This is a genomic window from Nocardia asiatica NBRC 100129 (genome assembly GCF_000308415.1).
Taxonomy (GTDB): Bacteria; Actinomycetota; Actinomycetes; order Mycobacteriales; family Mycobacteriaceae; genus Nocardia; species Nocardia asiatica.
This window is the reverse complement of record NZ_BAFS01000023.1, coordinates 1-26,577: the sequence shown is the minus strand read 5'-3', so window position 1 is coordinate 26,577 and position 26,577 is coordinate 1. Positions and strand designations below refer to the sequence as shown.

Sequence of the window (26,577 nt, the reverse complement as noted above, 5' to 3'; positions counted from 1 at the left end):
CGCCACCTACCGCGAAGGCGTTGTGGCCGGACTACTCAAAGCGGTTCGACGTATGTCGTGGCCCCGAGAAACGCCGCGTCGGCCCATCGGTCCTCAGCTCAATGAACTCGCTGCGCGTGGGCGGCCGCGGTCTTGCGTACGGCTTGGGCGACGGCTCGGAAGTCCTTGCGCAGGATGTGGGAGTGATTGCTCGCGACCTTCGCGCTCAGCTCCACGTTCGGGTTCGCGGCGAAGACCGGATCGAGTGAAAGCCGCAACTGTTCCATCTCCCCGTCCTCGCTCCCGAGGCTGTTACCGGTAGCCAGGACGAACCGCACCGGGCAGGTCAGGCGCTCGAGGACCGGCACACTGGCGGCGGCGACCTCGTTGGCATCAATGCCGACCTCGGCGTGCTCAGCGGCGGTCATCCGCGCGGCCAAGCCGAACGGGCGCGCCAGCGGCAGCACGAACCGCATCCGGTGGAACAGCTTGCGGATCCGCTCACGCCCCTCCTCGCCGGTCAATCCGTACGGCGCGGAGTCCACGGTCACCACCCCGAGGACGCGGTCCGGGTTCCGGTCGGCCCAGTGCCACGCGAGGATGCCGCCGTAGGACCAGCCCACCAGCAACGGCCGTTCCACGCCCCTCGCCGCGAGGACGGCATCGACATCTCGCAAGGCTGCCTCGAAGGAGTAATCCGCCGACCGCTTCGACTTGCCGCGAGCCCGCCCGTCGAACGTGATGTGCCGGTAGTCGCCGCCGAGTTCGGCGATCACGGGCCGCCAGGGCCGCTGGCTGGCGTAGGCGCCGTTCAGATAGACGATGGGGCGGCCCGGCCCGCCGGTGTCGGTCACGGCCAGGGCCGTGTCGTCCACCGGCACCATGCCGGTCCAGGTCTCGTCGCTCGCTGTGCTGTGCATGTTGGCTGCGCTGTTCATGTGAATACTGTCGCCAGACCGGCTGACACCGAGCTGACACCTGACTGACACCACCACTGACAAGGCGTTCGCGCTGGTCACAGGCCGGAATTTCGCCGCGATCGGCCCGCAGAACGCCACCGGACCGGCGGACCCACCTCGGCGGGAGTCGAGATTCATGTCGCCCACCCCGCGCGCAGCCGATGCCCCAGAATGATCCAGAATCCGGGGCATCGCTCCGCTGACCGAAGTCCACGCAGGACTATCCATTCGAGCTTGCTATGAAGCGAACTCCCCTGACTGGATTGCCGCGGTGAAGGCGTCCCACTCGCTGGGTGCGAATACGAGCGCGGAGCCGGTGGGGTTTTTGGAGTCTCGCACGCCGACTTGCCCGCCATTCAGGAAAGCGACTTCGACGCAGTCAGCCTGTGTGCCGCTGTGGCTGCTCTTGAACCACACGACTCGGGATAGGTCAGCACTCATGCTGATAACTCCTTCAGTACTTGCCTGATCAAGCCCCTGCTGGCTGCCTCGTCCAGCGATGCTTGCTGGAGACTGTCGTGCACTCGATAGTAACGCTGGACATCGCTGGCCCTCTCCAAATACATACACGCGGTGAAGGTTTCGAGGTAGACGATCGGCGGCTCGATAGCCTTACCTTTGGCGTCCACCCCGAACTCCAAGATGGCGAACTGCCCAACGGGATGCCCCACGGGGGCCGCAGCCGAGAATGGGAGGACACGGATCGAGACGTTCGGCAGCTTGCCGACCTCCGCCAGATGCCGAAGCTGACCCTCCAGAACAGAGTGTCCGCCCACCATCGTGCGCAAAGCTGACTCATGAAGTACAACCTCGAGCGTGAGCGGCTGGTACCGCCTTGTGACAAGGGTCTGTCGCTTCGTTCGGAGTTCCGTCCGCCGATCGTGCTCCGCACTGGTCTCGTCCACGTTCGCCTTCTGGATGAGTACTCGTGCGTAGTCGACCGTTTGAAGCAAGCCTGGCACCAGTGACGGCTGGTACATGGTCAGCTTCCGCGCAGCTGTCTCCAGCCCGACATACACGTCGAAGGTTGCATGTATCAGGTCACCGTATTCATGCCACCAGCTCTTCTCTGCGCCCAGCCGCAGTAATCCGACCATCGCGGAGGTCATCTGATCCGATATTTCCAGTACCGCGCAGATGGCCTCGATGTCACGGATTTTCAGTCGCGTCGCTTCCCCCTTCTCCAAGCGCTGCAATACCGATGAACTCAGATCGGTCATCCCCGCCAACCGTTCCAGCGATATATTCAGCGCCGTCCGCGCCTCCCGCAGATAGCGCCCGAGCTGGCGCCTCGGCAGGGTCGAGCCGGTATCGGTCACAGTAGTCCCCTTCCCTCTTGCGAATTCGACCCGTACTGGGTGACGGCTGCAACCCGGCACGGGATTTGCTCTGGACCTTCGGCCGAGTTGGTCTGGGAAACCCAAACTTCTGACTACGCGCAGGTCAAAGGTGTTTTGCTGACTCCGCGCCCAGAGGGGGGCCACCCCCGATTCCCACCACGCCCCCCCGCTCCTGGGTTCTGCCGACTTCCAGGGCTGGGCGCACCCTAGCTCACCGACTCGCGAAGAGGTCTGGAAATGAACCAATCGGAGTTCGGGAACACGCCTGTGTCCCGCTGCCAGTACTACCGGCAGGTGTGCGGTCTGCCCGCGATCGTCGACCCACCCCAATTGGGCCGCATCGTCGTCCGGGCCGGAATCGTCTGGGCGCTGATGATGCCGGCCCACTTAGGACAGCTCGTAAAGGGCGACCTGCAACGCCGTGGGCACGGCATAGGGCCGATCATGTCGCACCCGCGCTCGCGTCGCTGGAGCTATTTGGTGCGACCGGATCTGCCCAACGACGACAGCCTGTTGGCGGAGATGTTCCGTTTGGATGTCTCCGTGGTGCGGGCGGGCGGCGAGATCGCGCTCCCCTCCCCTGCCGACAAGTGCGCCCGCTTCCGCCAGTGGATCGAGCCCCCGCGCGGCGCATACCGCGCCTCCGGACAGTTGATCGTCGCATCCATCCGCCACCTGACGCGGGATACGTCCGCGCCGCATCTGCGCCGACCGCGTCCCCAGTCCTCCACAGGAGACACCGAAGAAGATGGACGAAAAGGTTTGACGGCGTGAGCTTTCCATCCCGCCATCACACGCTCTCCCTGATTCGCCGCACCGGAACCGGCGAAGCGCGGTGACCCAGATGGAGCCCTTCCCCACGAAACACCGACTTCTGGCCGCCTGCCGTGGCGAGGCCCACGACGACCACCCCATACTGAGTGCGGCGCGGGACCTCGCGGCACTGCACGAACGCCGCCTCTCCGCAGGACCGGAACAAGCCGCATCGATCGATCAATGCCGCGCCCGCCTGGTCCGCGATATCGACCGGTGGGTCACCGCCCGACTACGGCCATCCCTCGGCGCGGCACGAGTGCACACCGAAACCGTCGGCTCGGTGGTCGACCGCCTCGCCCAGTACACCGCCTGTGCCTATGCCGCACTCGCCAGCGGCTCCACATGGTCTCTCGGCGACGCATGGGAGCGACTGGCAGAACTGGCCGTCGGCTACGACGACCTGACGGACGAAGTGGGCACCGGACAACGCCGCCTACCCGGCGGGCCGTAGCGCGACATCGGGTCGACCTCGTGCGGGCGGTCCCGAGCCGCCCAACTCGCGCGGAGCTGCCTGCGCTGCGGGCGTGAGACCGTCACCGTCGCACACGATCGTGGCAGGTGAGGTGCGGTGCACAACTTCACGATCCGGAAGTGCTGATCAGCCCCGAGCTTATTGCACCGGTGGGGACCGGGCAGTAGCGTCGATGCCAGCTTGCAGGGGGCGGAGAAGCCGGTCCGACCCCCGTCGATGCGTTACGGCACCGGCGGTGAGGTACCGATGACGAGCTGGGGAAAGGTTCTGCGCGGTGCCGTGCTCACGTTCGCTGCCGCTTTCACTGTCGCCGGATGCGATGACGCCACTGATACGCCAACGACAACTACGACCACTGCCGTGGCCTCGCCCTCCTCATCGGCATCAAAGTCGGGTGACCCCGAAGCCGCTTTGTGGGATCCGTGCACGTTGCCGGAATCAGCAATCTCCGGAACCGGTCTCAATCAGGCGACTAAGGAGAGAGACGTTGCCGGAGTCGACTTCACCGGGTGGAAGGTTTGTGGCTGGCAGGCCGCAGCGCGATGGTACGACCTCGGTGTCCTGTCCGGAGCTTTTGTTCTGGACGAGGTTCGTCAACGTCAGGACAAGGAATCGTTTACTTCCTTGACGGTCGGTCCGCACCGCGCCCTGCAATATCTGGACGTCGGTGATAGCAAGCGGCTCAAATGCAGCGTCGCGGTCGAAAATGCGCGTGGAACGGTCATTTTCAAGGTGACGACGCGCTATTCGATCGGAAAACAAGGCGAGCCGTGCCAGGAGGCAGGTCGTCACGCCGACGACCTGGTGCGGTACCTGCCGACGAACTGAGGAGAGGCGATGGCCATAGGGGTCGATCCAGCGGAATGGCGCAGGCTGCTGGACCAAGCGAACGCTGGTGAGCTGATGCTGCATCCGGATGTCGGCCGTGGCCTGGATACAGCTTGCGACAACTACCTCGATCGTCTGGATGGCATCATGCGGATGACCGACCGGATCATCGAGGTTACCGGGTTCGGGCCGTTTCCGTCGGGGGTTGCGTTGCAAGAGAAGTTCAGACTGAAGTCGAGCGGAACAGCCCAATCCCTGGACGCCGTCCTCATGCAGCACATCGATGCGGTGAAGATCGCGAAAGAAGTTGTCGCCAAAGCTATTGCGAACTTCGTAGAACTGGACCGGACCAGAGCCGATCAGTTCACCGGTCTGGACGCTCGACCATGACCTACGAGGAGTACCGGGAGCGGATCATCGCCGCGCAGGAGCAGTGGAATCGGGAGCGCGACACGATCTACGACTTCACCGATCGGTTGGGCACGGCGTTCCAGGGGGAATACGAGCCGCCGCGAATTCCGGGGCCGGACAACTACGACAGTATGACGTTGGCGCAGATGGTCGAGGCCGTGAACGCGATGCGGCCGGGGACGGTGCGGGAGGCGTCCGAGGCGTGGCTGAACATCGGGATGAACCTGACCGGCGCGATTCAGGCGTTCAACGAGCAGTTCGGCCGCACGGTGACCGGTGACGGCACCAATCCGGGCTGGACGGGGCAATCGGGCAAGGCGGCCGCTGACGCGGTGACGAACTATCGCAATCAGTCGGGGAATCTGGCTGATGCCGCCGCCCTGGTGAGTTTCAAACTCTCCGAGATGCACACCGGCCTCGAGCAGACCCAGGCGTTGATGCCGCAGGCCACCGAGCGCCCGGACCTTGTGGGTAAGACGTTGCCTCAGGACGGCGTCATGAAGGCGGGCGATTACACCGAAGAGGAGGCCACGCAGGAAGCGCGGCGGGTCCTGCGCACGGTGTACGGGCAAGTCGCCAACCAGACCGACCATGGTGTGCCCGTCCTTCCCACTGCTCCACAGATCGTGGCGGATTCCGGGCCGCAGCCAGGTACGTCGTCGCCTGGTACGTCGAATTCCCCGGCTCCGCAGGCAACGTCCGAGTCCGTCAGCCCGGAGGGCGCGCAACCGGAGTCCACGGAACAATCGGACGGCGACCCGCAGCAATCGCCCGGGACCGACCCGGCCGCCACCACACCGCAAGCGGTCACCCCGGCGAGTGTGGACCAGCCGACCAGCGTGCAGCCGACCACCTCGACAACGCCGAGCAGCGCCAATACACCGAGTCCGGCCCCCACCGCCGCCGCTCCGACCGCGCCGGGCCGCCCCGGTGTGACGAGCCCGAACAGTCCCCGCCGTCTCGGCGCCCCCGGCACCCCGCACACCACCGGAACTCCCGCCCCCGGCGGCAATATCCCGGTCGGTCCGCAGCAACCGAGCGCGGTGCCCGCCGCCACGGCCACGGCCGGCCCGGCAGCTCGAACCGGCGCGGCAGGCACGTCCGGCATCGCCCCGGGAATGGGGGCTCGCGGCAAGGACGACGAGCGGGAGACCTCCGGGGTCAAGGACTACCTGGTCAATCAGCACAACGGCGAGGAACTCACCGGTCTGGACTCGTTGCCGAAATCGGTTCCTCCGGTCATCGGAGACAACCCGAATGGCTGACTGGCGATTCACCGGGCAAGAATTCGAGATCCTCTGGGCCGCCTATGGTCGCGACCGCCTGCCCTACCCGCTGCGATATCGGCCGGAAGAGATGGATTTCGCCGACCTGAAGCGTCAGCGTGAGGAAGCGGTCGACGCACTACTCGGACGATATGCCGTCGATCTGGAACGGGCGCTCGACGTATTGCTGGAGCCGGAGGTTCGGGTCGAGTCCAAAGGGATGGGCGGACCGGACATGTCGATCGTCTTCCGTTTCCACGGTGCCGTGCGCGGGCAGATCGGCGCCACCCTGGTCCAGCTTCCCGGTACGGCGCCGGACACCGGCGGTGACGTGATCGTGAGTTACTGCGCCGCCCAACGAGTCGCCGCGAAGGCCGTCGCCGCGCTGCCCAAGATGCCCGCGGGCACTCACCCCCCGATCGAAGTGCGCCGCGAAGAGGTGACCGCCGACCGGGAAAGGCACGTCCGCAAGCCGTACGAGGTCGGTATCGTCGCGCAGCTGGACCGGGTGTTCAAACGCGAACGCCTCGGCCTCGGCGAGATCACCGTGCTCGCGGGCCCGGCCGTCGATGCCCGGCCGGGCTTCGGGCGCGGGTTCTGGTGGATGGACTACGCCGACGGCCGCTACTACGTCAAAACCGGCGACCCCATCGTCGCCAAGCCCTTGGAGCCCGCCGCCATGGCCGCCGAGATCAACCGCCTCGCCGTTCTGACCCAGCGCTATTACCGCGAGGACCGCGAACACGACGAGTATCTGCGCTCACAGCGATAACCGACGAATTCGTACATTCGCCGGGTGCGTCACAGCGGGATGTCGACCTCGTCACGACGCTGATCGCACGCGGCGAGCCCGGCAGTGGGCCTTATACCCGGTGTTAGTTTCGCGCTGCTCCACCAACGAAACCGAGCACCAGGGAGGGTTGGTAGTGGGAAAGTCATCCGTTCGATCCGCCGTGGCGGTGGCGGCGGTCGCCGCGGGCGCGTTGACCGTGGGACTCGTCGCGCAGCCTGCCGCGAGCGAGACGATCGGCGGCGGGCCGGTCGCATATCTAGCGCAAGACGAATCGCAGGAACAATCCTCCGACGCGAGTAACGCCGACGACGGCGAAGGCAAGGGAAAAGGAAAAGGAAAAGGGAAGGGCAAAGGAAAAGGGAAAGGCAAGGGAAAGGGTAAAGGCGAAGACGGCGAGGCGCAGTCCGACTGAACCGGGTTCGTCCGCGCCGCCGAGGCCGGCGACGCGCATCCGAGCGGCGCGTCGGGCGACTCGATCTCCCGACGTGCCGCTCGCCGCCGGTCAGCGAGGCAGGCGCTCGATGATGGTCGCGTTCGCGGTGCCGCCGCCCTCGCAGATGGTGAGCAGGCCGTAGCGGCCTTCCACTCGCTCGAGCTCGTTGAGCAAGGTCGCGAAGAGCTTCGCGCCGGTGGCCCCGAGCGGGTGGCCCAGCGCGATCGCGCCGCCGTTGACGTTGACGCGTTCCGGGTCGGCCCCGGTCTCCTTCAGCCAGGCCAGCACCACGGGCGCGAATGCCTCGTTGATCTCGATGACGTCCATGTCGTCGATGGTGAGACCGGTCTTCTCCAGCGCCCACCTGGTCGCCGGAATCGGCGCGGTGAGCATGAAGATCGGGTCCGCGCCGCGCGCGCTCACGTGGTGGATGCGCGCTCGCGGGGTCAGGCCGTATTCCCGCACCGCCCACTCCGATGCGAGCAGGGTGGCGCTGGCGCCGTCGGAGATCTGGCTGGCCACAGCGGCGGTCAGCGGGCTGCCCTCGGCCAGCGGCGGCAGTGACGCCATTTTCTCCAGGCTGGTCTCGCGCGGACCCTGGTCGATCCCGAAGTCGCCGACCGGCACGATCTCGTTGTCGAAGCGGCCGTTCTTGATCGCGTCGCGGGCCCGCTCGTGGCTGCGCAGCGCCCAGCGCTCCATCTCTTCCCTGCTGATGCCCCACTTCTCGGCGATCAGCTGGGCCGCGCGGAACTGCGTCACCTCACCGGTGCCATAGCGGTGGTCCCAGCCCTGGGCGCCGACGAACGGGGACTCGAAGCCGTATTCCCGGCCCGCGAACATGGCCGCGGAGATCGGGATCGCGCTCATGTTCTGCACGCCGCCCGCGACGATCACCTCGGCGGTGCCGCTCATGATGGCCTGGGCGCCGAAATTGATGGCCTGCTGGCTGGATCCGCACTGCCGGTCCACCGTGACGCCGGGGACCTCTTCGGGGTATCCGGCGGTGAGCCACATGGTGCGCCCGATGTTGCCGGCCTGCGGGCCGACGTTGTCGACGCAACCGACGATGACGTCGTCCACGACGCCCGGGTCGATCGGGCTGCGGTCCAAGAGGCCGCGCAGTGCGGCCGCGCCCAAGTCGGCCGGGTGCACGGCCGCCAGCGCACCGCCGCGCTTGCCGACCGGTGTGCGTACCGCATCGATCACGTAGGCGTCCCGCAGCGGGGCATACGGACGGCGGGACGTGGAAGGTGCTGACATGTAAGGACTCCTACGTGGTGCGCTCGCCGGCGGTGAGCCCGTCGAGCACGATGGTCAGGTACTGCTTGGCGAGGTTCTCGACGGTGATGGGGCCGCCCGGCTGGTACCACCGCACCGCTACCCACACTGTGTCGCGCAGGAAGCGGTAGGCCAGTTCGACGTCGAGTTCCGCACGGAAGCTGCCGTCCTGGACGCCATTGGTGAGCACCCGGTGCCACAGCTCGCGGAATTCGCGGTTGTAGTCGGCGATGTAGCCGAACCGTTCCGAGGCGCGCAGCCGCTTCGCCTCGGCCTGGTAGATCGCCACCGCGGCGTGCCAGCGGTCGAACGACTCGTAGGACGCGAGCACCAAGGCTTCCAAGGTGTCTCGCGAACTCAGACCGGAGGCGACGATCTCGCGGTAGCGGCCGAACAGGTCGTCGAGGAATCCGCGCAGGATCTCGTCCACCATCGACTCTTTGGAGTCGAAGTGGTGATAGAGGCTCCCCGAGAGGATTCCCGCCGCGTCGGCGATGTCACGCACTGTGGTGGCGCGTAATCCCCGCTCGGCGAACAATTCGGCCGCCATGGCGAGCAACTCGCTGCGCCGTGCTGATTTCGAGGCGTCTGGTGCGGTCACAGGGCCATCATACAACCAAGCATTTGCTTGGTCGAGTGGTCTCGCTCAACGGGCCGAGTACCGCAGCGGCGAGGAGACCGAAAGGTCGGCGAGCAAGCGATCACAGATGACGACGGGCGAGACCCCCGCCCGCGCCATCCGCGCGACGAGCGCGAGACGACGTTCGCAGCTGTCCCACTCGACGGTGAGTTGACCGCGGTCCGGGCCCGCGTCCACCGTGGCCATCACCCGCGGCGGCCCGCCCCGCACCGGTTCCTCGATCAGCTTGAGCACCATGCCACGCTGCCAAGCGTGGTAGGTGTCCATATCGGCGCCGATCACCAGTTTGTCGGTGGCCGCGCACAGTCCCTGCGCGATCTCGTCGGCGAAAGTCACGCGGTCGAAGCGGAATTTCCGGCATTTCGCCACCACCGCGAGCAAGTCGGCGCGCACCTCGCACAGCAGAGCCGTCCGGCGCTGCCTGCGCCGCTCCTGTTCGGCGTCGGCGCCCTCGGCCCTGAGGCCGATGCGATGGGCGCGGTCGCGGTCGCGCGCCAGATCGGCCCGTAGCGCGCCGCGCGGGTCGCGGGCGACCTCGCCCTCGTCGACGGCGTGCTGCTCGAGAATGCGCACGGCGGCCGTGGCGACCGTGCGTACCGAGGTGTGCTCGATGAGCTCGGCGCCGAGGGTGAGCGCCGAGAGTACGAGGCTGTCCAGGCGTCGCCGGGCCAGCACGACTTCGCGCACGACGTCGAGTTCCAGTTGTTCGCGGGCAGGTGGGCGATCCAGGCCCATAGCCATCGCCCCCTTGGAGAGCGCCGATCAGATCTCATCCAGCATGGCACACCTCGGCGCCCTCCTGCTCGCGCTTTTTCAGCTGATCAGCCGCCCATTTCGGGCGGTGTGCGCGATGCGAGAAGGCGATCGCAATAGGGCGCGCGAAGTCCGTCTCGAAGATCCGAACAAGCGGCTGCTCGGCGGTCGCCAGGTGGGCTCGTCCGCCCGCCGCGCAGCGGACGATCCCGGAAGCGGTGCGGCTCAGGCGCGCTGGCTGCTGATCGAGACCACCTCGCCGGTCAGGTAGGTGGTGTAGTCGCTGGCCAGCATGGCGATCGTCGCGGCGACCTCCCACGGCTCGGCCGCGCGGCCGAACGCCTCCCGTTCCGAGAGCCGGTCCAGCAACTCGGTCGAGCTGACCTTGTCCAGGAAGGCGTGCCTGGCGATGCTGGGCGCCACCGCGTTGATCCGGACGCCGAGTTCGGCGGCCTCGACCGCACTGCACCTGGTCAGGGCCATCACGCCCGCCTTCGCGGCGGCATAGTGCGCCTGGCCGTACTGCGCGCGCCAGCCGAGCACGCTGGCGTTGTTCACGATGACGCCACCGTGGCCCGCCGCGCGGAAATAGCCGAGCGCGGCGCGGGTGCAGCGGAAGGTGCCGTTGAGGGTGATGTCGAGAACGCGGTCCCACTGGTCGTCGGTCATGTCGACCACGGGCGTCTCGCCGCCGAGCCCGGCGTTGTTCACCATGACGTCGATCCGGCCGACGGCCTCGGCAGCGCCGCGCACCAGGGCGTTCACCTGCTCGGTGCTCTGCACGTCACACGCGATCGAGGCGACCCGCCGGTCCGGGAACTCGGCGGCCAGCTCGGTCGCGGTCTCCGCCAGCCTGCGCTCGTGCCAGTCGGAGACCACCACGTCGGCGCCCTCGGCCAGCAGCCTGCGCGCGGTGGCCGAGCCGATGCCGGTGCCCGCGGCCGCGGTGATCACGGCGGTGCGCCCGGTCAGCAGGCCGTGCCCGGCCACGGGCTCGGGGGCGACCGACAGCGGGCCGGTCACGGGCGGGCCTCGCGCGGCAGGCCGAGCACGCGCTCGGCGATGATGTTGCGCTGCACTTCGTTCGAACCTCCGTAGATGGTGTCGGCGCGGGTGAACAGATACAGCCGCTGCCATTCGTCGAGATCGTCCTCGCCCGCCACCAGGCCGCGGGCGCCGAGCACCGCCATCGCCAGCTCGCCGAGCCCGCGATGCCAGTTGGCCCACAGCAGTTTCGCCACCGAGGCCTGGCCCGCTCCGTCGTCCACGCCCGCGCCCTCCATCGTGCGCATGGCGTGCGCGCGCAGCACGCGCAGCCCGACCCAGGCCCGGTCGATCCGGTCGGCGATCAGCGGGTCGTCGGCCGCGCCGGTGCGGCGGGCCAGCGCCTCGATGTCGGCCAGCTCGCGGGCGAAACGGATCTGCTGGCCCAGGGTGGAGATGCCGCGCTCGAAGGTGAGCGTGCCCATGGCGATGCGCCACCCGTCGCCCGGCTCGCCGACCACCAGGTCGGCCGCGGTGCGGGCGTTGTCGAAGAAGACTTCGTTGAACTCCGACGTGCCGGTCAGCTGGATGATCGGGCGCACGTCGACGCCCGGCTGCTTCATCGGAACCAGCAGGTAGGACAGGCCCTTGTGCCGGACGGAACCGCGCTCGGTGCGGGCGACGACGAAGCACCAGTCCGCCACGTGGGCCAGCGAGGTCCAGATCTTCTGCCCGTTGATCGACCACTCGTCGCCGTCCAGGTGGGCCGCGGTGGTGATCGCGGCCAGATCGGAGCCGGCGCCCGGTTCCGAATAGCCCTGACACCACAGCTCGCCGACCGTGCGGATGCCGGGCAGGAACCGGTCTTTCTGAGCCTGCGTGCCGAAGGCGAGCAAGGTGGGGCCGAGCAGTTCCTCGCCGACGTGCGACACCCGCGCGGGCGCGTTCGCCTTGGCGTACTCCTCGTGGAAGATCACCTGCTGGCGCACCGTGGCCGCGCGGCCGCCGTACTCCTTGGGCCAGCCGAGGCAGGTCCACCCCGCCGCGGCCAGGTGCCGGTCCCAGGCCAGGCGCTCGTCGAAGGCCTCGTGTTCGCGGCCGGGACCGCCGAGGCCGCGCAACTCGCGGAATTCGCCGTTGAGGTTCTCCTCCAGCCACTCGCGCACGTCGGCGGCGAAGCGCTCGTCCCCCGCGGCGGAAAACCGCCCGTCCGGAGCGGCGGTGTCGGATTCTGAGGTCTGGATCGCACCCACGCCGGTAGGATAACCTACCAAGCACTTGCTTTGTAGAGCACTCGCATAAGTGACTCGCCGACGGTAAGGAAAACCGTGAAAACCGCTGCACAGACGACCCCGATGGCACTGCACCACGCCGCTCGGACCTTCGGCGACGCCCCCGCGATCGCCGACGGCGAGGTCCGGTTGGACTGGGCCGGACTGCTCGAGGCGGTCCAGGAAGTGGCGCGGGCGCTCATCGCGCGCGGCGTGCGGACGGGCGACCGCGTGGCCATGTGGGCGCCCAATACCCACCACTGGGTGATCGCCGCGCTGGCCGCGCACTACGCGGGCGCGGCCCTGGTGCCGCTGAACACCCGCTACGTGGCCGACGAGGCCGCCGATGTGCTCGGGCGGGTGCACGCGAAGGCGCTGTTCATCGCCGGCCCCTTCCTCGGCCGCGACCGGCTCGCCGAACTGCGCACAGCCGCGCCGGAGCTGGCCATCGACACGGTGGTGGTGATCCCGGCCGAGCCGGGCACGGAGAACACCGACATCGCCGCGCTGGACTGGTCGGAACTGGCGACCGTCGCCGCCCCGGTGACCGTGGCGGACGCCGAGCAACGCGCCGAGTCGGTGCGCCCGGAGGACCTGTCGGACATCCTGTTCACCTCCGGCACCACCGGCCGCAGCAAGGGCACCCTGGTCGCGCACCGGCAGGCGCTGTCGGTGGTGCGCGCCTGGGTCGAGTGCGCCACCTTGCGCGGCGACGACCGATACCTGGTGGTGAACCCGTTCTTCCACAACTTCGGTTACAAGGCGGGCATCCTCGCCTGCCTGGTCGCCGGCGCCACGATCATCCCGCAGGCCACCTTCGACGTGCCGGAGACGATGCGGCTGATCGGCGCGGAGCAGGTCACCGTGCTACCTGGGCCGCCGACCATCTACCAGACCATCCTGGACTTCCCCAGCCGCAACGAGTTCGACCTGAGTTCGCTGCGGGTGGCCGTCACCGGCGCGGCGACGGTGCCGGTGGTGCTGATCGAGCGGATGCGCTCGGAACTGGCCTTCGACGTCGTGATCACCGCCTACGGCCTGTCCGAAAGCGCCGGTTTCGGCACCATGTGCCGCGTCGACGACGACGCCGAGACCATCGCGAACACCTGCGGCAGGCCGATCGCGGACTTCGAACTGCGCATCGGCGAGGCGGGCGAGGTCCTGCTGCGCGGGCCGAACGTGATGCTCGGGTACCTGGACGATCCGGACAGCACCGCGGAGACGATCGACGCCGAGGGCTGGCTGCACACCGGCGACATCGGCACGGTCGACGACCGCGGGTACCTGAAGATCACCGACCGGCTCAAGGACATGTACATCTGCGGCGGCTTCAACGTCTATCCCGCCGAGGTCGAACAGGCGCTGGCCCGGCTGGACGGTGTGGCGGAGTCGGCGGTGGTCGGCGTGCCCGACACCAGGATGGGCGAGGTGGGCAAGGCGTACGTAGTGCGCAAGCCCGGCTCGGCCCTCACCGAGGAGCAGGTGCTCGCCCACGCCGGCACCGTGCTGGCCAACTTCAAGGTGCCGCGCTTCGTCGAATTCCGCGATCAGCTGCCCTACAGCGCCGCCGGGAAAGTGCTCAAGCGTCAACTACGTGAGGAGAAGTCGTAATGTCGGAACCGGCAAACCCGGACCAGGGCCCGGCGATCCCGGACGAAGGTTCGGTCGTCACCTACGAGCGGCGCGGACGCGTCGCGATCGTCACGCTCAACCGGCCGGACTACCGCAACGCGCAGAACTCGGTGATGACCTACGCGCTCGACGCGGCGTTCGAGCGCGCCGTGGAGGACCCCGAGGTCGGGGTGATCGTGCTGGCGGGCAACGGAAAGCACTTCAGCGCCGGGCACGATATCGGCACGCCCGGCCGCGACCACCACGTGCGGTACCAGAACAAGGCCGCGCTTTGGTGGGACCACGTGGACCGGGTCGGCGGCGATCAGCGCTTCGCCCGGGAACTCGAGGTCTACCTCGGCATGTGCAGGCGCTGGCGGGAGATTCCCAAACCGACCATCGCGATGGTGCAGGGCGCCTGCATCGCGGGCGGGCTCATGCTGGCCTGGGTGTGCGATCTGATCATCGCCTCCGACGACGCGTTCTTCTCCGATCCGGTGGTGCGCATGGGTATCCCGGGCGTCGAGTACTTCGCGCACCCGTGGGTGATGGGCCCGCGCGCGGCCAAGGAGTTCCTCTTCACCGGCGACCGGTTCGGCGCGGCGCAGGCCAAGGAGTGGGGCATGGTCAACCGGGTGGTGCCGCGCGCCGAACTGGAGTCCGAGACGCTGGCGCTGGCCGAGAAGATCGCCACCATGCCGCAATTCGGTCTCGCGCTGACGAAGAAGGCGGTCAACCAGGCCGAGGACCTGATGGGCATGCGGTCGGGCATGGACTCGGTCTTCGGCCTGCACCACTTCGCGCACGCGCACAACGCCGAAGTCGGCGCGGACTCGCTCGGCGGCATGAACGCCAAGTCGATGAAGGCCTCCGCGAGCACCGCAGAACAGAACGGAACGACGTAGTGGATCTGGATCTCGACCAGGCGACCCAGGAATTCCAGCGGGAGGTCCGCGAATTCCTGGCCGCGAACAAACCCGCGAAACCGCTGCCCTCGATGGACACGAAAGCGGGATTCGAAGCGCACCGCGCGTGGGAACGCACCCTCGCCGATGCCCGGCTCTCGGTGGTCTCCTGGCCGCGGGAGTTCGGCGGGCGCGACGCATCCCTGCTGGAGTGGGTGCTGTTCGAGCAGGAGTACTACGCCGCGGGCGCGCCGGGGCGGGTCAGCCAGAACGGCATCTTCCTGCTGGCGCCCACGCTGTTCGAACACGGCACGCCCGAGCAGCTGGAGCGGATCATGCCGCGGATGGCGCGCGGCGACGACATCTGGGCGCAGGCGTGGTCGGAGCCGGAAGCGGGCAGCGACCTCGCCGGTATCCGCTCGACCGCCCGGCGCACCAACGGCGGCTGGGTGCTCAGCGGCCAGAAGACGTGGAGTTCGCGCGCCGCCTTCGCCGACTGGGCCTTCGGCCTGTTCCGCAGCGACCCCGAGGCCGAGCGGCACAAAGGCCTCACCTACGTGATGTTCCCGTTGACCGCCGACGGCGTGTCGGTGCGCCCGATCCCGCAGCTGGACGGCGAACCCGGTTTCGCGGAGATCTTCCTCGACGACGTGTTCGTGCCCGACCGCGACGTGATCGGCGCACCCGGCGAAGGCTGGCGCGTGGCGATGAGCACGTCCAGCAACGAACGCGGCCTCTCGCTGCGCAGCCCCGGCCGGTTCAGCGCCACCGCGCAGCGGCTGATCGATCTGTGGCGGGAGACGGGCGACGAGGGCAACACCACGCAGCGCGACGCGGTGGTGGATGCCTGGATCGGCAGCGAGGCCTACCGGCTGCACACCTTCGGCACGGTCACGCGGTTGAACGAGGGCGGCAAGCTGGGCGCGGAATCCTCGATCACCAAGGTGTTCTGGTCCGAGCTCGACATCGCCGTGCACGAGACCGCGCTCGAGGTGCTCGGCGCGTCGGCGGAGCGTTCCGGACCGTGGACCGACGGCTACCTGTTCGCCCTGTCCGGCCCGATCTACGCGGGCACCAACGAGATCCAGCGCAACATCATCGCCGAGCGGCTGCTCGGACTACCGAGAGGAAGCAGCCGATGAGATTCGCGCTCAGCCCCGAACAACTCGATTTCGGCGTCAGCCTGCGCAAGCTGCTGGAGGCGGGGCGCACACCCGCCGCCGTGCGCGCGTGGGCCTCGGGCGACAGCGGGCCCGGCCGCGCGCTGATCCGGCAGCTGGCCGAGGCCGGTGTGCTCGGTCTGGCCGTCGCCGAGCAGCACGGCGGCATCGGCGCCGAGCCGATCGACCTGGTCGTGGCGTTCCAGGAGATCGGCCGGGCAGCCGTGCCGGGACCGCTGGTGGAGACCGCCGCGGCGATTCCGGCTCTGCTGCAAGCGTTTCCGGACCAGGAGCCGGCCGCGCGATGGCTGCCCGGCTTCGCGGAGGGCGCGGCGCTGGGCACCGTGGCCTTCGCCGCGCCCGGCCTCGGCGGCGTCGCGCTGGACGCCGACACCGCCGAGGTGGTCCTGCTGGCCGATGCGAACCAGCTGGCCACCGCGCACCGCGCCGGTCTGGTGCGGTCGGTCGATCCCGCACGCCGCCTGTTCGCGGTCACGGCGGGCGAAAGCGTCGCCGAGGGCGAGCAGGTCCGCGCGGCCGGGGCCGCCGGATTCGACACCGGCGCGCTGGCCTGCGCGGCCCAGCTGCTCGGTGCGGGAAGGGCACTGCTGCACGCGTCGACCGAATACGCCAAGCAGCGCAAGCAGTTCGGCAAGCCGATCGGGGAGTTCCAGGCCGTGAAGCAGAAGCTCGCGGACGTGCTGATCGCCCTGGATCTGGCCGAGCCACTGCTGTACCGGGCAGCGCTGACCATGACCGGCCCCACCCGCGGCCGGGATGTCTCGGCGGCGGTGATCGCCTGCGGCGACGCGGCTTATCGGGCTGCTCGCGCCGCTCTCCAGGTGCACGGCGCGATCGGCTACACCGCCGAGTACGACCTCTCGCTGTGGCTGACCAAGGTGACCGCACTGCGTTCGGCGTGGGGCACGCCGGATCTGCACCGCTCCCGGGTCGCGGCGGCGCTGCGCGAGGACACCGACCGGGATCGCGCCGAGCGGGGCATCGCATGAGCATCGCACGGCCCGCGCAGGAGGGCATCGCATGAGCACCGCCGAACACCAGGAATTCCTCGCTTCGGTCCGGGCGCTGCTGACCAAGCACGCGGGATCGGCGGCGGTGCGTGCGGCGATGGACACCGAACTCGGCTACGACCCGGCGCTGTGGCGGCTGCTGTGCGAGCAGGTCGGCGTCGCCGCGCTGGCGGTCCCCGAGGAATACGGCGGCTTCGGGGCGAACCAGGTCGAATCCTCGCTCGTAATGGGCGAATTGGGCCGCACCCTGGCCGGGGTGCCGATGCTCGGCTCCGCCGTCCTCGGCGGCCAGGCCCTACTGCTGTCCGGTGATGAGCAGGCGTGCGCGCGACTGCTGCCCGAAGTGGCGGAGGGCGCGCGCACGGTCGCGGTCTGCTGGGCGGGCGAGCGCGGCTGGGACGAGCCGGGCGTGCGCGAGAGCGACGGCGCGCTCACCGGAACCGCGCATTACGTGCTCGACGGGATGTCGGCGGACACCTTCGTCGTGGTCACCCCGACCGGTCTGTTCGAGATCGAGCCCACCGCGCCGGGCGTCACCCGGCGTTCCACGCCCACCATGGACCCCACCCGCAAACTGGCCGAAGTCGGCTTCGCGGGCGTGCCCGCGCGGCGGCTCGGCTCGGGCGACCCGGCGGCGGCCACAGCCCGGCTGCGGGAGATCGCGTGGGCAGCGCTGGCCGCCGAGCAGGTCGGCGCGGCGGACCGCTGCCTCGAGATGACGGTGGACTATGCCAAGTCCCGCGTGCAGTTCGGCCGGGTGATCGGCAGCTTCCAGGCGCTCAAGCACCGCATGGCGGACATGTACGTGCTGCTGGAGTCGGCCAGGTCCGCGTCCGTCGCGGCCACCGCGGCGGTGGCGGCGAACCGCCCGTCGGCCGCCGAGGACGTCTGGGTCGCCCGGGTGCACTGCTCGGAGGCGCTCACCGCGATCGCGGCCGAGACCGTTCAGCTGCACGGCGGCATCGCGATCACCTGGGAACACGACGCGCATCTGTTCTTCAAGCGCGCCCACGGAGACGCTCAGCTGTTCGGCGCCGCCCACCGTCCGGCAACACAGCCCGCGTGAGCCGGGGCAGCGGCGCACCGCTCGGATCGGCGGTGCGCCCTGTCCTGGAATCCGCCGGGGCCGGACACGATGAACTATGATGTGACACGCGCCACACTCAGCACGGTCGGGGGGTGCGTTTTCGAGTGGCACCGCAGGTCGGGATCGGTGCCGTAGCGAGTCGAGATGCCGGCTCGTCTCCCAACAAGTCGTCGGGGCCTACCAGCCGGGAGGATGCCATGACGCGAACAGTGAATTCCGATCTCGAGGTATTGCGGTCCACCATGGACGGGCCGGTCTACGGCCCCGCTGACGTCGGTTACGACCAGGCCCGCGCGGTCTGGAACGCGGACATCGATAGGCGCCCCGCGGTGATCGCCCAGTGCCTGTCGCCCCGTGACGTGGCCGCGGCGCTGGCCTTCGCCAAGGACCGCGGGCTGGAGATATCCGTTCGCGGCGGCGCCCACTCCTACAGCGGTGCCGCGGTCGGCGAGGGCGGCCTGATGATCAACCTCGGCGCGCTGAACGGCGTCGCGGTGGAACCGGAGACCGAGCGCGCCCGCGTCGGCGGCGGCGCGACGGTGGCCGACCTGGACGCCGCGACCCAGGCGCACGGGCTGGCGGTGACCGGCGGGGTGATCAGCGACACCGGCGTCGGCGGCCTCACCCTCGGCGGCGGCATGGGCTGGCTGACCCGGATGGCCGGGCTGGCCATCGACAATCTCGTCTCGGCGCAGGTGGTGCTCGCCGACGGTCAGGTGGTGCGGGCGTCGGAGACCGAGAACGCGGATTTGTTCTGGGCGCTACGCGGGGGCGGCGGGAACTTCGGCGTCGTCACCGAATTCGAGTATCGCCTGCATCGCGTCGGGCCGGAAGTACATCTGGGCCTGTTGTTCTGGGACATGCCGGACGGTACCGCCGCACTCCGGCTGATTCGCGAATTCATTCCCACTCTGCCGCGCCGGTCGGGAGCGCTGATAGCGCTGGCGATGTCGGCGCCGCCCGCGCCTTTCGTCCCGGAGCGATACCACGGCCGAGCGGGCCATGCCCTGATCGTCGTGGGTTTCGGCACCGCGGAGGAGCACGCCGCCGCGGTGGCGCCCATCCGGGACGCGATGCCGCCGCTGTTCGAATTCCTCAGCCCGATGCCGTATACCGAGTTGCAGCGGATGCTCGATGCAGCGGCGCCGTGGGGCAACCACGGGTACGAGAAGGCGCTCGACCTGGACGATTTCTCGAACGACATCATCGCGGTGCTCTCCGCGAACGCCGCCGAGAAGACCGCTCCGCTGTCGTTCATGCCGATCTTCCCGCTCAACGGGGCGTTCAGCACTGTCGGCGAGTCCGACACCGCTTTCGGCGGCGCGCGCACTCCGCACTACGGGTGCAATATCACCGCGATCACTCCCGACGCCGAGACACTCGCCCTCGACCGGGAGTGGGTGCGCAGGACGTGGGAAGCGCTGCTGCCCATGGCGTCCAACCGCGGCGGCTACGTGAACTTCATGGCCGACGCGGAGCACGACCGGGTCCGCGAATCCTACGGAGGCGCCAAGTACGCGAAGTTGGCCGAGATCAAGTCACGTTACGACCCGGGCAACGTCTTCCACCGCAACGCCAACATCGTCCCCGGCTGACCGGGGCGGATCAGCTTCGTTCGCGGGCCGCCTCGCCGTCCCGCGGGCGCAGGCCGTCGAGCACGATGTCCACGAGTCGACGCCAGTCGCCGCTACCAGCGCGGATGGTCGCGGACATCGCGCCCACGATCAGGTAGACGTCCGCCACTGCGCAGTCGTCGCGCAACGTGCCCGCGGCGCGGTCCCGCTCGAGGAGTTCGCCGATCGCGGCCTCCAGTCCGGTGCGGGATGCGCCTCTCGGTTCGCTGCCCGACGACTGCCGCGCCCGCCTCGATCGCCGCCGAGAGTCCACGATCGGCCGCCAGCACCGCGCCGACGTGGTGCAGATAGCGGGCCAGCCCCGCACCGGGTTCGGCTCGCAGGCATTCGGTGCGGGCGAACTGCTCGATCTCGGCGAAGCGCTGCTCGGCGGCTGCCTCGTTGAGGTCGGCGTGGGTGGGGGAAATGAGGAAACGGCATAGCTTCCCCTGCACAACGGTGCGATGGCCCCCGGACCACACCGCTCGCCGGACCACCGGGCCGAATCGTGAGGCCGACTTCAGCACAGGTAGATAGTTAGCCTATGTAATAATATTCTGGCATCCGCCGCCGCGTGCTCGGCGGACATCTCCCCGGCTTCGACACCGAACGCCCGACTCGGCTGGACGCCGAATTACACGACCTGCTGGAGGCCCTGAAAACGGCTACACCACAGCCCGATCCGATATCGAGGGGACATCGATGAGCACTTCGGCTCCCACCCGCGCCGCCGCACCGGCCGCCGACGACAGCAAGCAACCGAAGGCCGTCTGGGCGGTCGCGTTCGCGAGCGTGATCGCGTTCATGGGCATCGGCTTGGTCGATCCCATCCTCAAACCGATCGGCGAACAGCTGCACGCTTCGCCTTCCCAGGTGTCGCTGCTGTTCACCAGCTACATGCTGGTGACGGGCGTGGCCATGCTGATCACCGGCGTGGTGTCCAGCCGGTTCGGCGCCAAGAAGACACTGGTGGCCGGCTTGGCGATCATCATCGTGTTCGCGGCGCTGGCGGGTATGTCCGGCACGGTGGGGCAGATCGTCGGCTTCCGCGCGGGCTGGGGTCTGGGCAACGCCCTGTTCATCGCCACGGCGCTGGCCACCATCGTGGGCGCGGCCAGCGGCGGGGTGGCTCGCGCGATCATCCTTTACGAGGCGGCGCTGGGCATCGGCATCGCGACCGGTCCGCTGCTCGGCGGCCTGCTGGGCGGAATCAGCTGGCGCGGGCCGTTCTTCGGCGTCTCGGTGCTGATGGCCGTCGCGCTGGTCAGCATCGTCGTCCTGCTGCCGGAAGGCCCGAAGCCGACGCACCGCACTTCGATCGCCGCGCCCTTCCGCGCGTTGCGCCACCGCGGACTGCTGATCGTGAGCAGCACCGCCCTGCTGTACAACTTCGGCTTCTTCACCCTGCTCGCCTACACACCGTTCCCGCTGGACCTGGGCACCTACGCGATCGGCTTCATCTTCTGCGGCTGGGGCGTGCTGCTGGCCGTCGCGTCGGTGTTCCTGGCTCCCCCGTTGCAGCGCCGATTCGGTTCACTGCCGATGATGGGGCTCGCACTGGGGCTGTTCGCGGCGGATCTGGCGGCGATGGCCGCGTTCGCCGGGCACAAGCCGGTGCTGATCATCGGCACCGTGCTGGCGGGCCTGTTCCTCGGCGTGAACAACACGCTGATCACCGAGGCCGTAATGGCCTCGGCGCCGGTGGAGCGATCCACCGCGTCGGCGGCGTACAGCTTCGTCCGTTTCGCGGGCGGCGCCGCCGCGCCCTACCTCGCGGGCAAACTCGGTAACACAGCATCTCGCTGCCGTTCTGGGTCGGCGCGGCGTGCACCGCCGCCGCGGTCGCCGTCCTGCTGGCGGGGCGCACCGCCCTCGTCCACCTCGACCAGCACGATCCCGCACCGCACAGCGTCGAGGAAGCCCAGGCCGTCACGCTCGGCGACGACTGAGCCGCACCACACGCAGCCGCGAGCGTGGCCGCCTGCGCCGATTCCGCCCGTGCGCGCGCCGGTGCGAGGAGTACGGTCGACAGATATGACCGAAGCGAAGCGGGGCCGCGTCAGCGTCGAGACCAGCCAGAAGCGGGTACGCGTCTACCTGGGCGGACACCTGGTGGCCGACAGCGCGCGGCCGGTGCTCGTCTGGGAGAACCCGCACTACCCGTCCTACTATCTGCCGGTCGCGGATGTGCGCGCGAAGCTCGAGCCGAACGGGCATACCCAGCACTCCACCAGCCGCGGCGACGCGACCGTCTACGACGTCATGGTCGACGGCACCACGGCGGGCGGGGCGGCGCTGCGATACCACGACTCGCCGCTGACCGCATTGCGCGATCTGGTGCGGCTGGAGTGGAACGCGATGGACGAGTGGTTCGAGGAAGACGAACCGATCTACGTCCATCCCCGTGACCCGTACTCGCGCGTCGACATCCTGGCCAGTTCACGGCATGTGCGGGTGGAGATCGACGGCGTCACCGTCGCCGACTCGCGAGCGCCGCGCATCCTCTTCGAAACGGGTCTGCCCGCGCGGTACTACCTCCCGATGACCGATGTCCGCATGGACTTGCTGCATCCGTCGGCCACGCACACCAGCTGCCCGTACAAAGGCACCGCCGACTATTGGACCGTCCGCGTAGCAGGCAAGGAGTACCCCGACTACGTATGGGGCTACCGCACTCCGCTTCCGGAGAGCCAGAAGGTCGCCGGGCTGGTGTGCTTCTACAACGAGAAGGTCGACATCTACGTGGACGGCGACCTCCAGGAACGTCCCCGATCACCGTTCAGCTGAACGAAAGCACCGCCGCTTTCCAGCGACCACGCCCCGCATTCCCAACACGGGGAATCCTCCTGTCCAGCAGAGCTCCACTGTTCCGATAATTAGCTGACGCGACGCGTCCGTCGACCAGCGAGCGGATTCCCGCGCTTCGGCGGCGTGTGCGCCGACCGATGAGAACACACACCAGGGAGCCGCCCGTGGATCGATGGGAACGGGACGGCCTGCGGTCGGCCAACAGCGGACTGCGCAGCCAAGTCCACTACATCCTGGACATCTACGAGCGGCAACAGGCTCAGCTCACCGAAGTGCGGGAAAACCTGGAGACCTTGCGGGTGCGAGCCTCCTCGGCGGACGAGCTGGCGGAAGTGACGGTGGACAGCGCGGGGGTGGTCACGGAGGTGCGTTTGGCGGCGGCCGCGACCCGGGGGACTGCGGAACGCCTGGGCCTATCGATCACCGAAGCGGCGCAGGCGGCGGCGCGGCAGGCGCAGTCGGAGCGCGACGCGCTGATCGCCGCGATCAAGGACGCAGCCGACGCCATGCCCGACCTACCCGACATGGTGTCCGGGGCACCGAGCTGGCGTGCGACGCCGGAATCCATCGACAACTAGACAGCGGGCCGACGAACGCGTTGCCCACCCGGGAGCAGGCGTCGGACGAGCGAGAATTCGCCGCAGGCAGGCGTGAGGAGGCGTGTGTGGCGCAGTCGTTGCGGGTCGATCAGGAACGGCTTCGGGCACTGGTTCCGGAATTCGAGGACATCGGTGCGGATGCTCAACGCGTACTGAACGAGCTGAAGGCCGCGATCGAGCGGGAAGGCGACTGCTGGGGAGACGATCCCGCGGGCAAAGCATTCGAGCGCACCTATCTTCCGGACGCGGAGAAAGGCGTCGCGAGTCTGACCAAGACGGTGGAGAGCCTGCGCGAAGAGGGCAAGATCGTCGCAGGCTTGGTCGACGACTTCGATCAGCAGGATCTCGACGGTGTTCGCCGGATCAAGGCCGCCGACCCGTCGGCGCAAGAAAGCCCGAACCCGGATCTCACCATGCCGCTTCATGCGATCCCGCCCAGTTCGCAGAGTCCGATCACCATGAGCGCCACGCCCGAGTCCGCACCGCCGACGGCCGGGCCGGACGCCGCACCCAGCTCCGATAGCCGGCGCGCGTCCTCCCCGTCGAATGGGACCGATATTCCGAGCGATTCCGCACCGCTCTCATCTCCCGCTCGATCAGCCCAACCGAGTCAACCGAACGCCCCAGCCAACCAACTCCCCAACAGCAGTCCCGGACTGGGCGATCCATTCGGCGCCTTCCCGCCCGAGCGCGGCAACAGCGACGATTCCCGGTTCCCACCGCCGGCCACAGCACCGGTGAACACGCGCTCTACCGGTCCGGCGGCCACTCCTGCGCGAGCGGACGCCACCGGAGATCCGGCGACGAACCGCAAGAAGGCAAGCACTCCATGGTCGAGGGGTTCCTCTGGGACCGCGCCTTCGTCGAACACGCCCGCGCCGAAGGCCGCGAGCCCACAGATATCGGCGCCTCCCAGCACTCCACCGCGAGTAGCGGCGCCCACACCGAACGTCTCTCCGCGCATGCCTTCGCCCCAATTCCCCGATCAGCAGGCTGCCCGGCCCGCGGCCAAGGTGGCCGGGAAAGCATTCGGCGCCGAGTCCAAATCCGGCGCGCGTCACCCCTGGGCGGTCGATGGCATGGCCGCTGACGACCCAGTTCGGATCGCGCGAGAACTGGCCCAGCGCCATGACCTGCAACTCGTCGGCTTCGACGATCCCGGCGTCGACGGTTACGCGATCCGCGAACTGGCGGCGGCGATCGACGACGTCCTCACGCAATACCCCTACCTCGACTTGCGCCAGATCGCGATCATGGAGTCCCGCGACGCGGCCACCCGCCTGGAGTGGGACTGGGTCGCGGGAAGAGCGGGTCCTGAGCCCTACACGCGCCGGATCGTGCTCGACACAGTGCTCGCTCGCAATCCGGGCGCCTTCGCCGAGTTTGTCCGCACGGCAACCGAATCGGGAAACCTCGCACGCAGCTCGGACCGGCGTCCGGTCTATTCGACAATGGTACGTGAACTCGGGCACGCGCTGGATGTCGCCGGTGGGTTCCGCGCGAGGGAGTCGGCCCACGACACGCTGATCGCCGAGTTCACCAGAACCCGCGGCACAGGTACCCGCGAACTGCCGGCGGCCTCGTCCACCTCGGATTACGAGCAATGGCGAGCTCAGCTGAGCGGTTACGCGTTCCACAACGGCCGTTTCGATCCGGGCATGGCATTGGCCGACGCGTTCACCGAGGTCCAACTCAACGGTCCCGAAGCAGGGCCACCCGCGAAGGTCTTGCACCGATTGCTGGTCGAGACCGCGAGGAAGACCTGGACGGCGCTGCCGTGAACTCAGGCGGTGGCCGGACCGCCGACGACCGGCAGCACACTACGTTCGAGACCGAGCTGGCGGCAGCGGTCGCGGGCAGGCCCTTGCGGATGCACGTGGGATTGGGCCCGGACACGGACGCGGCCTTGATCACCATCGCGCTCGCGCATCCGGACGTCACGCACGACATGATCGAGGCGGCGCGGCGCGCATTCGTCGCGGAGTCGGTCGCCGGTGACTCCGGCGCTGCGGACGTCCCGGCGGAACCGGTCCTGTCACCGGAAGCCGCACCATGACCCTGCAAATCCCGGAGGAATTCCCCGACTGGTTGGTCACCTGCGTCGCAGGGCATTTTCCCGTCGGCGACGAGGACGCCGCACGCCGTCTCGGCGACCAATGGTCGGAAACGGCCGAGAATTGCAGGGCGCTCGCCGAGCGGCACGACGTCGCCGCGTCGTCGGAGCGGGCAGCGATCGCCGGCACGACGAGCGATGCCAAGACAGACCGGAATCTGCAACTCGGCGACGACCTCCGCAATCAAGCCGCATACGCCGACTCGATGGCCGAACAGTGCTACAAGGGCGCCAACGACATCGAGTTCAACAAATTGCTGGTCATCGGCACCGGATTCGCCCTGCTGGCACAACTGGCACTGGATGCCGCCCTGATGGCGCCCGGCGTCATCAAGGCCGCCCAGGACCGGGCCGCGGCGGAGGCGAGCTGGGCAGCCGCAGGACGGCAACGGCTGCTCAGCATCAAAGGGGTCGGAGCCCAATGCGCGGTACAGCGCGCGGGTATCCCGCTGGCCAAGGCAACCGCGATCGGCGCCGCGATCGGCGCGGGCACCGGCGCACTCGTGCACGGCGGCGCTCAATGGTGGCAGAAGGAAGTGCTGCATCACCGCGACAAGATCGAGTGGGACGATGTCCGAGATGCCGCCATCATCGGTGGTGCGGGCGGAGCCCTGGGAGCACGTTTCGCCTCCCGCTTCGCTCCCGGCATCAACCGGGTGATCGGCAAGGCCACCGAGAGATCTCAGTCGAATCTGGTGCGGTACGGCGCCCACATCACCAGCGGTGTGCTGATCGGCGGGGTGGGTGGCGTCGCCGGCACGGTCGGCGGCGTGGTAGCGCAGATACCGCTGACCGGGCACATCCCGAACGGCCAGGAGCTGCAAACCGCGTTGATCACGGGATTCGTCGGCGGCTTCGTCGGTTCCGCCACCATCTTCGCCCAGCCGTTGCCGCCCCGTCCCGTAACTACCCGCCCCGAGCCCGCGAACCGGTCCGGGTCCCAACCGACCCCAGATCCGTCGCCCCCGCCTTCCGGTGGCAACGATCCCGCACCCAGGGCGGCTAGCGACGAGAACCCGCCCGCACCGACCGCGCCCCCGGGCGGGAACCCGCCACCGCCCGACACACACGTCCGCCCACCGGACACACCCGTCCGCCCACCCGAAACACCCACGCGGCCACCCGAAACACCCGTCCGCCCACCGGACACACCCGAACGCCCCACACCGAAACCCAACGAACCCGAACCCACCACACCCAAGCCCAACGAACCCGAACCCACCACACCGAAACCCAACGAACCCGAACCCACCACACCGAAACCCAACGAACCCGAACCCACCACACCGAAACCCAACGAACCCGAACCCACCACACCGAAACCCAACGAACCCGAACCCACCACACCGAAACCCAACGAACCCGAACCCACCACACCCAAGCCCAACGAACCCGAACCCACCACACCGAAACCCAACGAACCCG

Annotated in this window: 28 protein-coding genes and 1 pseudogene; 20 read left to right on the top strand and 9 right to left on the bottom strand. The window is 68.6% G+C overall.

Annotation, left to right across the window (positions count from 1 at the left end; translation table 11 throughout):
- Positions 1-98 precede the first annotated feature (98 nt).
- From ON27_RS02730 to ON27_RS02725, 3 genes are all read right to left on the bottom strand, one after another.
- Positions 99-917, bottom strand: coding sequence for an alpha/beta fold hydrolase (locus ON27_RS02730; RefSeq protein ID WP_043718794.1), 819 nt, complete (start codon positions 915-917; stop codon positions 99-101).
- A 258-nt stretch (positions 918-1,175) separates the two neighbouring features.
- Positions 1,176-1,379 (bottom strand): DUF397 domain-containing protein, encoded by a 204-nt coding sequence (locus ON27_RS41060; protein WP_083887345.1) that lies wholly within the window; start codon positions 1,377-1,379, stop codon positions 1,176-1,178.
- A complete protein-coding gene (locus tag ON27_RS02725; RefSeq protein ID WP_043718791.1) occupies positions 1,376-2,257 on the bottom strand; it encodes a helix-turn-helix domain-containing protein in 882 nt (293 codons plus the stop codon). The genes ON27_RS41060 and ON27_RS02725 overlap by 4 nt, the downstream gene beginning before the upstream one ends.
- Before the next feature lie 258 nt (positions 2,258-2,515).
- On the opposite strand from ON27_RS02725, the gene ON27_RS02720 reads away from it, so the two are divergent.
- The 7 genes from ON27_RS02720 to ON27_RS42650 all read left to right on the top strand — a co-directional run bounded on the left by ON27_RS02720 (position 2,516) and on the right by ON27_RS42650 (position 7,275).
- Positions 2,516-3,052, top strand: coding sequence for a hypothetical protein (locus ON27_RS02720; RefSeq protein ID WP_063711268.1), 537 nt, complete (start codon positions 2,516-2,518; stop codon positions 3,050-3,052).
- A gap of 70 nt (positions 3,053-3,122) precedes the next feature.
- Positions 3,123-3,545: a DUF4254 domain-containing protein gene (locus ON27_RS02715; RefSeq protein WP_043718788.1), complete on the top strand. Its 423-nt coding sequence runs from the start codon at positions 3,123-3,125 to the stop codon at positions 3,543-3,545.
- A gap of 237 nt (positions 3,546-3,782) precedes the next feature.
- Complete coding sequence (locus ON27_RS41055; RefSeq protein WP_157227069.1) at positions 3,783-4,394, top strand: DUF3558 domain-containing protein; 612 nt, start codon at positions 3,783-3,785, stop codon at positions 4,392-4,394.
- Between the two features lie 9 nt (positions 4,395-4,403).
- A complete protein-coding gene (locus ON27_RS02705; RefSeq protein WP_043718782.1) occupies positions 4,404-4,784 on the top strand; it encodes a hypothetical protein in 381 nt (126 codons plus the stop codon).
- Complete coding sequence (locus tag ON27_RS02700) at positions 4,781-6,070, top strand: hypothetical protein (RefSeq protein ID WP_043718780.1); 1,290 nt, start codon at positions 4,781-4,783, stop codon at positions 6,068-6,070. Before ON27_RS02705 ends, ON27_RS02700 begins: the two co-directional genes overlap by 4 nt.
- The gene (locus tag ON27_RS02695; RefSeq protein WP_043718779.1) at positions 6,063-6,842 is read left to right on the top strand and encodes an ESX secretion-associated protein EspG; all 780 of its coding nucleotides are present in this window, start codon (positions 6,063-6,065) and stop codon (positions 6,840-6,842) included. Before ON27_RS02700 ends, ON27_RS02695 begins: the two co-directional genes overlap by 8 nt.
- Positions 6,843-6,996: 154 nt before the next feature.
- A complete protein-coding gene (locus ON27_RS42650) occupies positions 6,997-7,275 on the top strand; it encodes a hypothetical protein (RefSeq protein ID WP_157227068.1) in 279 nt (92 codons plus the stop codon).
- Positions 7,276-7,365: 90 nt separating this feature from the next.
- On the opposite strand, the gene ON27_RS02685 is transcribed toward ON27_RS42650, so the two are convergent.
- The 5 genes from ON27_RS02685 to ON27_RS02665 form a co-directional block, all read right to left on the bottom strand.
- Positions 7,366-8,559: an acetyl-CoA C-acetyltransferase gene (locus ON27_RS02685; protein ID WP_373282725.1), complete on the bottom strand. Its 1,194-nt coding sequence runs from the start codon at positions 8,557-8,559 to the stop codon at positions 7,366-7,368.
- Positions 8,560-8,569: 10 nt separating this feature from the next.
- Positions 8,570-9,127, bottom strand: a complete 558-nt coding sequence (locus ON27_RS02680) for a TetR/AcrR family transcriptional regulator (RefSeq protein ID WP_245559763.1) — start codon at positions 9,125-9,127, stop codon at positions 8,570-8,572.
- Between the two features lie 96 nt (positions 9,128-9,223).
- Complete coding sequence (locus tag ON27_RS02675) at positions 9,224-9,952, bottom strand: hypothetical protein (RefSeq protein ID WP_043718773.1); 729 nt, start codon at positions 9,950-9,952, stop codon at positions 9,224-9,226.
- Between the two features lie 243 nt (positions 9,953-10,195).
- A complete protein-coding gene (locus tag ON27_RS02670; RefSeq protein ID WP_043718771.1) occupies positions 10,196-10,993 on the bottom strand; it encodes an SDR family oxidoreductase in 798 nt (265 codons plus the stop codon).
- Complete coding sequence (locus tag ON27_RS02665; protein WP_043718768.1) at positions 10,990-12,207, bottom strand: acyl-CoA dehydrogenase family protein; 1,218 nt, start codon at positions 12,205-12,207, stop codon at positions 10,990-10,992. The genes ON27_RS02670 and ON27_RS02665 overlap by 4 nt, the downstream gene beginning before the upstream one ends.
- A 75-nt stretch (positions 12,208-12,282) precedes the next feature.
- Between ON27_RS02665 and ON27_RS02660 the strand changes: the two genes are divergently transcribed.
- From ON27_RS02660 to ON27_RS02635, 6 genes are all read left to right on the top strand, one after another.
- Entirely contained in the window at positions 12,283-13,836 is a 1,554-nt protein-coding gene (locus ON27_RS02660; RefSeq protein ID WP_043718762.1) for a FadD3 family acyl-CoA ligase, read from the top strand.
- Positions 13,836-14,741 (top strand): enoyl-CoA hydratase, encoded by a 906-nt coding sequence (locus ON27_RS02655; RefSeq protein ID WP_051046150.1) that lies wholly within the window; start codon positions 13,836-13,838, stop codon positions 14,739-14,741. The genes ON27_RS02660 and ON27_RS02655 overlap by 1 nt, the downstream gene beginning before the upstream one ends.
- Positions 14,741-15,883, top strand: coding sequence for an acyl-CoA dehydrogenase family protein (locus ON27_RS02650; protein ID WP_043718759.1), 1,143 nt, complete (start codon positions 14,741-14,743; stop codon positions 15,881-15,883). The genes ON27_RS02655 and ON27_RS02650 overlap by 1 nt, the downstream gene beginning before the upstream one ends.
- A complete protein-coding gene (locus ON27_RS02645) occupies positions 15,880-16,911 on the top strand; it encodes an acyl-CoA dehydrogenase family protein (protein ID WP_043718757.1) in 1,032 nt (343 codons plus the stop codon). Before ON27_RS02650 ends, ON27_RS02645 begins: the two co-directional genes overlap by 4 nt.
- Positions 16,912-16,942: 31 nt before the next feature.
- Positions 16,943-17,998, top strand: a complete 1,056-nt coding sequence (locus ON27_RS02640) for an acyl-CoA dehydrogenase family protein (RefSeq protein WP_043718754.1) — start codon at positions 16,943-16,945, stop codon at positions 17,996-17,998.
- 218 nt (positions 17,999-18,216) lie between these two features.
- On the top strand, positions 18,217-19,614 hold the full coding sequence (locus ON27_RS02635) for an FAD-binding oxidoreductase (RefSeq protein WP_043718751.1): 1,398 nt from the start codon (positions 18,217-18,219) through the stop codon (positions 19,612-19,614).
- 10 nt (positions 19,615-19,624) lie between these two features.
- On the opposite strand, the gene ON27_RS45715 is transcribed toward ON27_RS02635, so the two are convergent.
- Positions 19,625-19,906: an SbtR family transcriptional regulator gene (locus tag ON27_RS45715; protein ID WP_342213726.1), complete on the bottom strand. Its 282-nt coding sequence runs from the start codon at positions 19,904-19,906 to the stop codon at positions 19,625-19,627.
- On the opposite strand from ON27_RS45715, the gene ON27_RS39620 reads away from it, so the two are divergent.
- The 7 genes and pseudogenes from ON27_RS39620 to ON27_RS42635 all read left to right on the top strand — a co-directional run.
- Complete coding sequence (locus ON27_RS39620; protein ID WP_157227065.1) at positions 19,836-20,075, top strand: hypothetical protein; 240 nt, start codon at positions 19,836-19,838, stop codon at positions 20,073-20,075. The two genes, ON27_RS45715 and ON27_RS39620, sit on opposite strands and share 71 nt — an antisense overlap.
- A gap of 259 nt (positions 20,076-20,334) precedes the next feature.
- A pseudogene (locus ON27_RS02625) lies at positions 20,335-21,581 on the top strand (MFS transporter).
- Between the two features lie 85 nt (positions 21,582-21,666).
- A complete protein-coding gene (locus ON27_RS02620; protein ID WP_043718750.1) occupies positions 21,667-22,419 on the top strand; it encodes a DUF427 domain-containing protein in 753 nt (250 codons plus the stop codon).
- 185 nt (positions 22,420-22,604) lie between these two features.
- Positions 22,605-23,018 carry a YbaB/EbfC family nucleoid-associated protein gene (locus tag ON27_RS39615; protein ID WP_051046148.1) on the top strand — a complete coding sequence of 138 codons (414 nt, stop codon included), beginning with the start codon at positions 22,605-22,607 and terminating at the stop codon, positions 23,016-23,018.
- Positions 23,019-23,104: 86 nt separating this feature from the next.
- Positions 23,105-24,820 carry a hypothetical protein gene (locus ON27_RS02610; protein ID WP_157227064.1) on the top strand — a complete coding sequence of 572 codons (1,716 nt, stop codon included), beginning with the start codon at positions 23,105-23,107 and terminating at the stop codon, positions 24,818-24,820.
- Positions 24,817-25,095: a hypothetical protein gene (locus ON27_RS02605; RefSeq protein WP_043718748.1), complete on the top strand. Its 279-nt coding sequence runs from the start codon at positions 24,817-24,819 to the stop codon at positions 25,093-25,095. Before ON27_RS02610 ends, ON27_RS02605 begins: the two co-directional genes overlap by 4 nt.
- A partial coding sequence (locus tag ON27_RS42635; RefSeq protein ID WP_444543650.1) for a WXG100-like domain-containing protein occupies positions 25,092-26,577 on the top strand: 1,486 nt, incomplete at its 3' end. The genes ON27_RS02605 and ON27_RS42635, both read left to right, overlap by 4 nt.

Bases quoted from the DNA above. Each gene is read 5' to 3' on its own strand.
- ON27_RS02700 (WP_043718780.1), top strand. From the start codon at position 4,781: ATGACCTACGAGGAGTACCGGGAGCGGATCATCGCCGCGCAGGAGCAG.
- ON27_RS02675 (WP_043718773.1), bottom strand. From the start codon at position 9,952: ATGGGCCTGGATCGCCCACCTGCCCGCGAACAACTGGAACTCGACGTC.
- ON27_RS02635 (WP_043718751.1), top strand. From the start codon at position 18,217: ATGACGCGAACAGTGAATTCCGATCTCGAGGTATTGCGGTCCACCATG.
- ON27_RS02730 (WP_043718794.1), bottom strand. From the start codon at position 917: ATGAACAGCGCAGCCAACATGCACAGCACAGCGAGCGACGAGACCTGG.
- ON27_RS02720 (WP_063711268.1), top strand. From the start codon at position 2,516: ATGAACCAATCGGAGTTCGGGAACACGCCTGTGTCCCGCTGCCAGTAC.
- ON27_RS02715 (WP_043718788.1), top strand. From the start codon at position 3,123: ATGGAGCCCTTCCCCACGAAACACCGACTTCTGGCCGCCTGCCGTGGC.
- ON27_RS02645 (WP_043718757.1), top strand. From the start codon at position 15,880: ATGAGATTCGCGCTCAGCCCCGAACAACTCGATTTCGGCGTCAGCCTG.
- ON27_RS02685 (WP_373282725.1), bottom strand. From the start codon at position 8,559: ATGTCAGCACCTTCCACGTCCCGCCGTCCGTATGCCCCGCTGCGGGAC.
- ON27_RS02640 (WP_043718754.1), top strand. From the start codon at position 16,943: ATGAGCACCGCCGAACACCAGGAATTCCTCGCTTCGGTCCGGGCGCTG.
- ON27_RS41055 (WP_157227069.1), top strand. From the start codon at position 3,783: ATGCGTTACGGCACCGGCGGTGAGGTACCGATGACGAGCTGGGGAAAG.
- ON27_RS02680 (WP_245559763.1), bottom strand. From the start codon at position 9,127: ATGGCGGCCGAATTGTTCGCCGAGCGGGGATTACGCGCCACCACAGTG.
- ON27_RS02705 (WP_043718782.1), top strand. From the start codon at position 4,404: ATGGCCATAGGGGTCGATCCAGCGGAATGGCGCAGGCTGCTGGACCAA.
- ON27_RS02695 (WP_043718779.1), top strand. From the start codon at position 6,063: ATGGCTGACTGGCGATTCACCGGGCAAGAATTCGAGATCCTCTGGGCC.
- ON27_RS02620 (WP_043718750.1), top strand. From the start codon at position 21,667: ATGACCGAAGCGAAGCGGGGCCGCGTCAGCGTCGAGACCAGCCAGAAG.
- ON27_RS02655 (WP_051046150.1), top strand. From the start codon at position 13,836: ATGTCGGAACCGGCAAACCCGGACCAGGGCCCGGCGATCCCGGACGAA.
- ON27_RS41060 (WP_083887345.1), bottom strand. From the start codon at position 1,379: ATGAGTGCTGACCTATCCCGAGTCGTGTGGTTCAAGAGCAGCCACAGC.